9 protein-coding genes and 1 tRNA gene are annotated in these 10,470 nt (G+C 63.5%); all 10 read left to right on the top strand.

Translation table 11 applies throughout. The features are described from left to right. Position 1 precedes the first annotated feature (1 nt). The 10 genes from CYJ22_RS01280 to CYJ22_RS01230 all read left to right on the top strand — a co-directional run bounded on the left by CYJ22_RS01280 (position 2) and on the right by CYJ22_RS01230 (position 10,320). A complete protein-coding gene (locus tag CYJ22_RS01280; RefSeq protein ID WP_101600495.1) occupies positions 2 to 1,765 on the top strand; it encodes an ABC transporter ATP-binding protein in 1,764 nt (587 codons plus the stop codon). Between the two features lie 272 nt (positions 1,766 to 2,037). Further along, positions 2,038 to 2,562: a 50S ribosomal protein L10 gene (gene rplJ / locus CYJ22_RS01275; protein ID WP_007587554.1), complete on the top strand. Its 525-nt coding sequence runs from the start codon at positions 2,038 to 2,040 to the stop codon at positions 2,560 to 2,562. A gap of 92 nt (positions 2,563 to 2,654) precedes the next feature. Beyond that, positions 2,655 to 3,035 carry a 50S ribosomal protein L7/L12 gene (gene rplL, locus CYJ22_RS01270; protein WP_003792291.1) on the top strand — a complete coding sequence of 127 codons (381 nt, stop codon included), beginning with the start codon at positions 2,655 to 2,657 and terminating at the stop codon, positions 3,033 to 3,035. Between the two features lie 733 nt (positions 3,036 to 3,768). After that, on the top strand, positions 3,769 to 4,563 hold the full coding sequence (locus CYJ22_RS01260; RefSeq protein WP_101600492.1) for a MerR family transcriptional regulator: 795 nt from the start codon (positions 3,769 to 3,771) through the stop codon (positions 4,561 to 4,563). Positions 4,564 to 4,671: 108 nt separating this feature from the next. Next, a tRNA-Asn gene (locus tag CYJ22_RS01255) sits at positions 4,672 to 4,743 on the top strand. Positions 4,744 to 4,809: 66 nt separating this feature from the next. Continuing rightward, positions 4,810 to 6,051: a hypothetical protein gene (locus tag CYJ22_RS01250; RefSeq protein WP_101600489.1), complete on the top strand. Its 1,242-nt coding sequence runs from the start codon at positions 4,810 to 4,812 to the stop codon at positions 6,049 to 6,051. Positions 6,052 to 6,100: 49 nt separating this feature from the next. After that, positions 6,101 to 6,457, top strand: coding sequence for an MGMT family protein (locus CYJ22_RS01245; protein ID WP_101600487.1), 357 nt, complete (start codon positions 6,101 to 6,103; stop codon positions 6,455 to 6,457). 189 nt (positions 6,458 to 6,646) lie between these two features. Continuing rightward, positions 6,647 to 8,164, top strand: coding sequence for a sugar ABC transporter ATP-binding protein (locus tag CYJ22_RS01240; RefSeq protein WP_101600484.1), 1,518 nt, complete (start codon positions 6,647 to 6,649; stop codon positions 8,162 to 8,164). After that, positions 8,161 to 9,165, top strand: a complete 1,005-nt coding sequence (locus tag CYJ22_RS01235) for an ABC transporter permease (protein WP_048671612.1) — start codon at positions 8,161 to 8,163, stop codon at positions 9,163 to 9,165. The genes CYJ22_RS01240 and CYJ22_RS01235 overlap by 4 nt, the downstream gene beginning before the upstream one ends. A 93-nt stretch (positions 9,166 to 9,258) precedes the next feature. Next, positions 9,259 to 10,320, top strand: coding sequence for an ABC transporter substrate-binding protein (locus CYJ22_RS01230; RefSeq protein WP_048671614.1), 1,062 nt, complete (start codon positions 9,259 to 9,261; stop codon positions 10,318 to 10,320). Positions 10,321 to 10,470: the final 150 nt, after the last annotated feature.

The raw sequence follows: 10,470 nt of genomic DNA, 5'->3' as shown, positions 1-10,470 counted from the left end.
CATGTTCGGCCTCATCTCACGGCTACGCGAACCCCTCTCCGAGCAGGGACGAGCCGACTTCGCCCAGGCGAGCGTCCTGTCCTGCATCGTCGGCGTGGTGCGCGGAGTCTCCCTGGTTGCTTTTATCCCGGCTGCTATTGCTCTGACCTCGGGAAATCCCGCGTGGGGCATGAGCCTGCGTGCCTGGCTCGTTGTGCTGGGCGTGTGTGCCGTCGCCTCGTTTATCGTCGAGTACCTGCTCGCCATGCGCTCCTACTCGGTGGCCTTCGACTTCCTGTCGAACATGCACCGAGCGATCGGCGACAAGGTGGCGTCCCTGCCGCTCGGCTCCTTCCGTGCGGACACGGCCGGAAAAACATCCCGCCTCGTCTCGCGCGAACTCATGGTCCTGGGCGAGATCTTCGCGCACATGTATTCGCCCCTCATCGCCGCGATTGTCACCTCGGCGACGATGCTCGTCGGCATCACCGTGTTTTCGCCGGTGCTCGGGGTGGTGTGCTTGGTAGCGATCCCAATCGTCGGCGGAGGAGTGTGGGTGGCACGCCGCTGCCTGCAGTCCGGGGCTTCCCTGAAAGAGCCTCCCGCTCGCGAGCTGTCCCACCGCATCGTCGAATACGCGACCAAGCAGGGTGCCCTGCGCGCGTGCGGGCGTTCCTCCTCCTACGAACCCCTCATACGAGCTGAGGACGCATACGGGGTGGCCGCGCGACGCTCACTCATGAGGGAGACGGTTGGCCAGATCGTCAACGGCATGGCTGCCCAGACGGTCGTCGTGACGCTCATCTGCGCGATCGGTTGGCTGTCGGTCGCCGGGACCGTCGGCCCGGTGGAGGCAGTCGTCTCCATCGGCCTGCTGCTGCGCTTTACGCAGATCCTCGTCGATATCGGGGCGCTCGCCTCCGCCTTCGAGACCCGGCGCCCCGTCCTGGACCTCAGCCACGACATCCTCTCCGCCCCCGAACTGCCCACGCACAGCGGCGGGCGATGCAGGGACGAGGCCCCGGCCTCGTCAGGCGCGTCCGTTGCCCTCGAGGACGTGTCCTTCTCCTACGAGGCCGACCATCCGGTCCTGCAGGGCGTGTCCTTCCGCGTGGAACCCGGAACCATGACGGCAATCGTTGGCCCCTCGGGGTGTGGCAAGACCACCATCGCGCGCCTCATCGCACGCTTCTACGACGTGGACGCCGGACGTGTGCTCGTTGGCGATGGGGACGTTCGGGACTGGGACACTGCCGACCTCATGGCACAGCTGTCCCTCGTCTTCCAGGACGTCTACCTCTTCGACGACACCCTCGAGGCGAACGTGCGCGTCGGAAACCCCGACGCGAGCCCGGCCGACATTGAGGAGGCGGCCCGCCTGAGCGGAGTCGACGAGATCGTCGAACGGCTGCCCCTCGGCTGGGACACCCCCGTCGGCGAGGCCGGCCGAGCCCTGTCAGGCGGCGAACGCCAGCGCGTCTCCATCGCTCGCGCGCTCCTGAAAGCCGCGCCCGTCGTCCTCTTCGACGAGGCCACGAGCGCCCTCGACCCCGAGAACGAATCCCGCGTCACCGACGCCATGGCAGCCCTCCGGCGCGACGCGACACTCATCGTCATCGCGCACAAGCTCGACACGATCACCGCGGCCGACCAAATCGTCGTCCTCAGCGAGACTGGACGTGTCGCGCAGATCGGCACGCACGAGCAGCTCTACGCTCAGGCGGATGGCCAATACCGGGCATTCTGGGACGCGCGTACGCGGGCAGCGGGATGGAGGCTCGTCTGACTGGTGGTGGGGCCGGCCTCGCGCATCTGCCCAGCGGCGGACTGTGCGCGCGGCCGGCCCCGGCCTCGTCTGTGATGCTCGCCCCGTTGCTTGCATGCCTTTGCGGGGCCTGTTAAGCTGTTCCGTGCCGAAGACCGTTGGTGTCCACACTAGTGGAGGAAAATCCAACGCAGGTGAGTGAGCAGCCCTGTGCTGCAATCGAGCGTATGCCCGACACGATCCTGCGTGTCGGGTTTTTTCTTACCTACGGTCACGTATCTGGAAGGAGGACCATGGCGAAGTCCGACAAGGTGGCAGCAGTTGCCGAGCTCGTGGAGCGTTTCCGCGCAGCCGACGCTGTCCTGCTGACCGAGTACCGCGGCCTGACCGTCGGCCAGCTGAAGCAGCTGCGTCGCGGCCTGGGCGAGAACGCGACCTACGCCGTGGCAAAGAACACGCTGGCGCGCCTGGCGGCCAAGGAGGTCGGTCTCGACTTCCTGGCTGAGGACCTCAAGGGTCCCACGGCCATCGCTTTCGTCTCCGGCGAGCCCGTTGAGGCTGCCAAGACCCTGCGTGATTTTGCTAAGGACAACCCCGCCCTCGTGCTGAAGTCCGGCGCGATGGACGGCGCTCAGCTGAGCGCCGAGGCTGTCAAGAAGCTTGCCGATCTCGAGTCCCGCGAGGTCCTGCTGGCCAAGGCTGCAGGCGTCCTCAAGGCCAAGATTGGTCAGGCGGCGTTCGCATTCAACGCTCTGCCCGTCAAGGCAGTGCGCACCATCGATGCTCTGCGCGAGAAGCAGCAGGGCGAGGCGGCCTGACGAGACAGGCCATGTTCCACGCCGCCACCCCGGCTGCGTGAAACTACCCAACAATCTGCACTCGTGCAGGCCAATTAGGAAGGATGCCACTCATGGCTAAGCTCTCCAATGACGAGCTCATCGCAGCTTTCAAGGAAATGACCCTCATCGAGCTCTCCGACTTCGTGAAGCTCTTCGAGGAGACCTTCGACGTTGAGGCCGCTGCCCCCGCAGCCGTCGCCGTTGCCGCCCCGGCCGCCGACGCCCCCGCCGCCGAAGAGAAGGACGAGTTCGAGGTCGTCCTCGAGTCCGCCGGTGACAAGAAGATCGCCGTCGTCAAGGTCGTCAAGAACCTGGCCGGCCTGGGCCTCAAGGAAGCCAAGGACCTGGTTGACTCCGCGCCCTCCACCATCTTCCCCGCCGCGAAGAAGGAAGACGCCGAGAAGGCCAAGGCTGAGATCGAAGAGGCCGGCGGCAAGGTCACCCTTAAGTGACTTTCCCCGTCTGAATCGTTCAGACTTCTCCACCCGACTGGGTGGGCGAAACCCCGTCCCGCATCTGCGGGGCGGGGTTTCCGCATGCGTGGGGGTGCGTTTTGTTGCTTGTGGCGCCACTGGTGTTCCGGGCGCCGGAGGGCCCGGGCTGCTTGGTGCGCCCGTGGGCGGCGGCCCGCCCGCGAGCCGTCCGCGCCGCGGCCTGGCCCTGCCGCCGCCGACCAGCACCGCGGCCTGGCCCTGCCGCCGCCGACCAGCACCGCGGCCTGGCCCTGCCACCGCCCACGGGCACTACGGTCTGGTTGACGCGGCTATTGTGCGTCCAGCACTTTCGCATGCAATTCCTCCGTCACTATTTCAGTATTTGAATTGGCATCGTTGGAATTGCAACGTTTCTGGACTTTATTGAAAGTTCATGCAATCGAATTGCATGCGGAATTTCTGTTATGTGTCTCCGTCGTCACTCGGGGGCAGTGGAGCTTCGTGCAACGGCTTCCTCGCATGCTGTGTATACGGATAGGTTGTTGCTATCTGGATAGGTTATGAGCATCCGGATAGCTTATTTACCTATCCGGATCGTCGTAACCTATCCGGATCGCCAGACTGCCAGGTCAGGGACATCTGCGTGCCCGATCGGCGGGCCCGCGTGCTCTGGTGTGTTTTCACGTGACCGCGACACGGGAATTTTTTTCCGCTTGACCATGACGCGGCGTCAGGGGTCAGAATCAATGTCATGAGTAACGACACCACTCTCTACACGGTCGGGGAGGTCGCTGAGCGATTCTCGCTGACGGTGCGAACGTTGCGCCACTGGGAGGCACAGGGCCTTCTCGCTCCCGCCGCGCGGAGCTGGTCGAACTACCGGCTCTATTCGCGCGAGGACTGCGTGCGTGTCCAGAGGATTGTCATCTACCGGGCGACGGGGATGAAGCTGATGGACATCAAGGCTCTCCTCGACTGTGGAGACTCTGAGATCGAACACCTCAAGAGGCAAAGAGAGAGCCTTCTTGCTCAGCGTCGCGAAACAGACGCAATGATCGAAGCACTGGATACACTGTTGGAGGATGCAATGAATGACAACGAGCTCACCTTGGAAGAGGTCGGGAAGATCCTGGGAGACGCCGACTTTGCGGCTCACCAGAACGAGGCCGAAGAACGCTACGGAGATACCGATGACTGGCGTGAATCGCGCAGGCGTACAGCCGCGTGGCGCGCTGCGGAATGGCGTCAGAACTCTGAGCGATTCCACGACATCGAACGCAGGATGATCGACGCAATTCGCGATGGTGTCGCCCCTGACAGCGAGAGGGCGGACGGCCTCGTTGAGGAACATAGAGAAGCTCTCAGTGAGTTCTTTCCTGTCACGCCTGCCAAGCACTACATCATGTCGCGCGGGTACATCCACGACGAACGATTCCGCGAACACTACGATTCGCAGCAGGTTGGCTTCGCACAGTGGCTTGCCGACGCGATCGAGTGCGTCGCGAGGCGGCAGGGACTGGACATCCGGAATCCCACGTGGGAGTGAACGCCCCAGGCGGGGAAGTCGGATACCAGTGACGCGCAGCATAGCTGGAGGCCCGTATTTGGCTTGCCAGTTCCGAATAGTCTCTGCTACTATCTTCTCTTGTCGCAATCCTGCGTAGCTCAACGGCAGAGCATCCGACTGTTAATCGGACGGTTACTGGTTCGAATCCAGTCGCAGGAGCAGATGCCCCGAGTTCTTCGAACTCGGGGCTTTTTGTTTCTCGCTGTGTACCTGTGACGGGGGAGTATGAGGCTATTCGGTCACGAGCTGTCCACCAGCTGGATTCTGCTGATCATCGTGGTCCTCTATTGGGTGTTCTCGGGGATTGGCGCATGGTGGCTCAGGAGGCGACAAGCCGCTGAACGTCGGCGGCACCCGCGAGAAGCAGCAGCGCAGAAAGCCATCCCGCGCCCCTCAACTCCTCGCAGCAAGGGTGAGCGGGAGGATCGGCAGCCGGACAATCTCCAGGCTCGTGCCCGAGCGTGGAAGCGCTGGAATGAGATGCCCCGCGACGCCAGCGACGAAATGCGTATCGTCACCGCCATGAGCCTGTGGGGAGCTCCCCAGACAAGTGACCCCTTCCCGAAACGTTTCCACGCCAGTCAGCTCGGAAAAGCGACACTTCGCCAGGATCTCTACGACGAGATGCTGAGCACCCCTATGGACATAGATGATCCGGTGCAGATTCTTAGCCCGCGCACCTGGGCGGATCTGTGCCTCGACGTGTGGGCACTTCATTCACGTTCTGGGCAGCGCCCGCGCCTGATGCGTGTGTGGCTCAATAAACAGCGTGCTCTGGTTGAGATTCATCGGGGTAAGACTGTGACGGTCGACGACATCCTTCCCGATGAAGTTGTTGGTTTCGTCCGCGGTTTCACCCGCCTCGGGCCCCGCACGGGGGATGTTGACGGATTGCGGTGGCTCTCAAGGGGAAGTATGCCCATCGGGTCACGGCCTCTGTGGCGGACATACAAACAGCTGACGGAGCTCGGTGCCGTCGCTCCGGAAGGGTCGCCCCTCGGCGATGCTCTGCGTGCGGCAGACTTCCATGCGCTCGCGATCACCTGCATGCGCTACGACTCGGCGTGGACTGAGAACTGTGCGGAGCTGCGCGTGCTCGATGCTGGTGGAATGGCGTATCAGGTGGGGCACGCATACCGGAAAGAAACGGGAGCGGATCGCTGGCAGCCGCCCAGCGACGAAGCGATGGTGGGGGAGTGGGAGCCCCCGAGCGGCCCACCTCACGTGCCGGCTATGTGGGACGAGGCCGGGGAAGAACAAGAGGACCGCGCGGACAGTGCCGGGGTGGCGCGTCATGCGAGGGGTGTGACAAGCGCAGACGTGGCAGTGGAAGAGGGAACCGCTGGCCGACCCCGGTGTGAGCTGCCTGAGGGGGCGTGTGCGCCTGTGGCGCTCACCGACCTGCCCGTGGTGCCGATAGACCCGAAGGTGGTCCTGTGGGCCGTGGAGAAGATGATCGAGTTGTGACTGCTGTGCGTTATGACGCGTCGTGTGCGGGTGAGGAGAAAATAGAGCTGTGAGAGAAGAACTCGTCGAGGCCGTCCTGCGGGTCGTAGAGGAAATCCCTGAGGGGCGTGTAGCCACGTACGGCATGATCGCCCGTGCGGTCGGTACCGGTCCGCGCGTCGTCGGGCGGATCATGCATGACTGGGGCGGTGGTGTCCCGTGGTGGCGCGTCGTGAACGTTCACGGAACTTTCCCGACAACTGTACGAGGTGAGGGAATTTTGGAGTGGGAGCGAGAGGGGATCCCTCACGATCCGACACGCGGAAAAGTATTGATCAACAACTGCGTGGTGGAGCAGGAGTGGTTGGACGGTGTCGCGCTTTCAGTCATTGAAAAACTGCAGGATGGTGCGGAAATGTCAGACTGAATCGTCCTGACATTCGGTTACGATTTGATTACATGCGCAGACATTTGGGTCGCGCGGAACACTGTGATGCTCTACTCTTAAGAGGACGCCGAAGAGGGCGATCCTCCGGAACAGTGACCGTTAGCGTTAACGAAGCCGGGGGAGCAAACTCCAGAAACAGAGAAGTTACTGGTACCCAAGGGGTGAGAAGTGACGAACTTACTAGAGCTAAAGGGGATCTCAAAGACGTTCCCCGGTGTGAAGGCGCTGTCCGACGTGGACCTCGACCTTCGACCCGGTGAAGTCTTGGGTCTCTGCGGTGAGAACGGAGCGGGCAAGTCCACGCTCATGAAGGTGCTCACCGGTATCCACAAGTCCGACCCGGGCGGCGAGATCTGGCTGCAGGGAGAGAAGGTCGACATTCAGTCGCCGGAGCACGCGCGTGACCTCGGCCTGTCGATCATCCACCAGGAACTCAACATCGTTCCTGACCTGACCGTCGCCCAGAACCTGTACATCGGCCGACCCGGCACGTCCAAGTTTGGATACGTCGACGACCGCAAGATGGTTCGTGATGCGCGTGAGCTGTTCGAGCGCCTCAACATGGACATCGATCCCACCGCCTACTGCCGTGACCTGCCGGTCGCGCGCCTGCAGATGGTGGAAATTGCGCGTGCGCTGTCCTTCGACTCGAAGATCCTGGTCATGGATGAGCCCACGGCTCCTCTGACCACGACCGAGACTGAGTCCCTGTTCGAGCTGGTGCGCGACTTCGTGTGCCCGACGACCGGCCTGATCTTCATCACGCACCGCATGCCCGAGCTCACCGAGCTCACCAACCGCATCTCGGTCCTGCGCGATGGCAAGTACATCGGCACGGTGGACACGGCCTCGACCCCCATGAGCGAGGTCGTCAAGATGATGGTCGGCCGCGAGGTCCCCGCGGACGCGCGCCCCACCACCAAGCCGCTGTCCGACGAGGCCGTCCTGCGCGTCGAGCACCTGTCGACCGTCAAGGCTGTTCACGACGTGTCCTTCGAGGTCAAGAAGGGCGAAATCTTCGGCTTCGCGGGCCTGGTCGGCGCCGGCCGCACCGAGGTCGCCCGCGCCCTGTTCGGCGCTGACCCCCACACCTCGGGCGATATCTACGTCCACGGCAAGAAGGTCACCATCAAGGGCGCGAACGACGCCGTGAAGAACGGCATCGGCTACCTGTCCGAGGACCGCAAGCAGTACGGCCTGCTCCTCGACAAGGACATCTCTTTCAACACGGGTATGGCTGCGATGGGCCACTTCAGCACCGCGACCGTCGTCGCGACGAAGAAGCTGCGCGAAGTTGCCAAGGACTACGTGGCGAAGCTGCGTACCCGTACCCCCTCCGTGGACGTTGAGCTGCGTAGCCTCTCGGGCGGTAACCAGCAGAAGGTCGTCGTGGCCAAGTGGCTGGAACGTGATACCGACATCCTGATCTTCGACGAGCCGACGCGCGGCATCGACGTGGGCGCGAAGGATGAGATCTACACGCTGCTCGAGGACCTGGCGAAGCAGGGCAAGGCCATCATCGTGATTTCCTCGGAGCTGCCCGAGGTTCTGCGCCTGGCTAACCGCATCGCTGTCATGGCCCACGGCCGCATCATCGGCACCCTCAACAACGAGGACGCCACCCAAGAAAACATCATGGAACTGGCCACCGTCGGCCAGGAAGAAGCGAACGGAGAAGTCGCGTGAGCACCGTCGTCGACAACAAGGGCCTGGAGGCGCCGTCGCCTTTCAAGACCTTCCTGAAGAACAACATGCAGCTGATGCTCGTCACGGTTGCGCTGTTCGTCATCCTGCTGTTCTTCAGCATCGCAGCCAACGGCTTCGCGAAGCCCAACATCTACCTGGACATCGTTCTCCAGTCGGCTTACACGGGCGTGATGGCCCTGGGCGCGACCTTTGTCATCGCGACCTCCGGCATTGACCTGTCCGTCGGTACGGGCATGAGCCTCGTGGCCGTTATGGCCGGTATCTTCCTGGCGGGCGACAAGATGAACCTGCCGCTCGGCGTGGGCCTGCTGCTGACGCTGCTGGTCGGCATGGCGATCGGCCTCGTCAACGGCCTGAACGTCTCGATCCTGGGCCTGCCGCCCTTCATCGCAACACTCGCGATGATGATGGTCGCCCGAGGCCTCGCGCTGATCATCTCGGACAAGGCCTCGATCACGATTGCGAACACCGGCTACAAGGCCATCGCGCGTGGCGAGATCATCCCCGGCGTTGCAAACGCTGTTCTGATCTTCGTGGTCCTCACGGTCCTGGCCACCTTCCTCATGAACAAGACGCTGCTCGGCCGCTACTCGCTCGCGATCGGCTCCAACGAGGAGGCCACCCGCCTCTCCGGCGTCAACGTCCGCCTGTGGAAGATCATCATCTACGTCGTTGCCGGCGCCTTCATGGCCATCGGTGCCGTTCTCTACTCCTCGCGTGGTGGCCTCGTCCAGCCTGCTGAGGGTGTGGGCATGGAGCTCAACGTCATCGCCGCAGCCGTCATCGGTGGTACCTCCCTCTCGGGTGGCCGCGCCTCGATACCCGGCGCCCTGGTCGGCGCGATCATCATGGAGACCCTCAAGAAGGGCCTGACGATGATGGGCATCGCCGCCGAATGGCAGTTCGTCGTCACCGGCATCGTCCTGCTCCTGGCCGTCGTCATCGACAACATCCGCCGCGTTCGCGAGAACGCCGCCTGAGTCTTACCCATTCAATTCACCCATCGTGGACCGATGACGGTCCACAAACCACAAGGGCGGGAATGGCCCCGCCACCCCACGAAAGGAAAACCAATGCGCCCCATCGGACGTATCTTCGCCGCCGCTGCCGTCGGCTCCATGGCCCTGGGCCTGGCTGCCTGCACGACCTCGTCGGACTCCTCCGCTCCCTCCTCTGACGCCAAGCCCAGCGAGGCCTCGGGTGCGACCAAGGTCGACACCTCCGCCAACGCCCAGGATTGGGAGAAGGCTGCGGTCAAGGGCGACGGCACCAAGACCATCTACCTCGTCTCCAAGGGCTTCCAGCACCGCTTCTGGCAGGCCGTGAAGGAAGGCGCCGAGCAGGCTGGTGAGGAACTGGGCTACCAGGTCAAGTTCGTCGGCCCGCAGGATGAGACCAAGGTGACCGAGCAGACCGACCAGCTGAAGTCCGCTCTGGACTCCGGCCCGGCCGCCATCGGCTTCGCCGCCCTCGACTCGAAGGCTGCCGCCGACCTGCTGGACGAGATCAACAAGCAGGGCATCCCGGTTGTCGCCTTCGACTCCGGCGTTGAGTCCGACATCCCCGTCACCACCGTCCAGACGGACAACAAGGCCGCCGCCGCCGAGGCCGCCAAGCACATGATCGAGCTCCTCAAGGGCAAGAAGGGCTCCGTCGGCATGGTCTGCCACGACGCGACCTCCACCACGGGCAAGCAGCGCTGCGAGGGCTTCAAGGAGTACTTCAAGGCCAACGCTCCCGCCGACCTGAAGCTCCTCGACGAGCAGATCGCCGGTGAGGTCACCAAGGCTGCCGACACCTCCAAGGCCATCATCCAGGCCAACGACGACATCGTCGGCATGTACGGCTCCAACGAGGCCGCCGCCTCCGGCATCGTCCAGGGCTCGCAGGAGACCGGCAAGGACGTCACCGTTGTTGGCTTCGACTCGGGCAAGACCCAGATCGACGCCATCAAGGCCGGCACCGAGGCTGGCGCCGTGACCCAGTCGCCCGTGAAGATCGGCTACTACACGGTGAAGGCCGCTGTCGTCGCCATCAACAAGGGTGAGCTGCCCAAGGTCATCGACTCGGGCTTCGCGTGGTACGACAAGACCAACATCGACAACGCTGAGATCAAGGCGAACCTGTACGAGTGAGCCGATAGCTCCATCGGGCACGAGGCCGGGGCTGGGGAAGTGACAAACTGACCCGGTGGCCCGCCGCGGGTCCCGCTCCACGACAGTGGGGCGGGACCCGCGGACCCGGCACTTTTTTGTTCACAGGATCCGAGGGGGCGAGCGCCCCCG

This window comes from Schaalia odontolytica, from assembly GCF_002847525.1.
In the GTDB taxonomy this organism is placed as follows: Bacteria; Actinomycetota; Actinomycetes; order Actinomycetales; family Actinomycetaceae; genus Pauljensenia; species Pauljensenia odontolytica_B.
The sequence above is the reverse complement of the archived record's forward strand: the minus strand, read 5'-3'. Positions and strand labels throughout refer to the sequence as shown.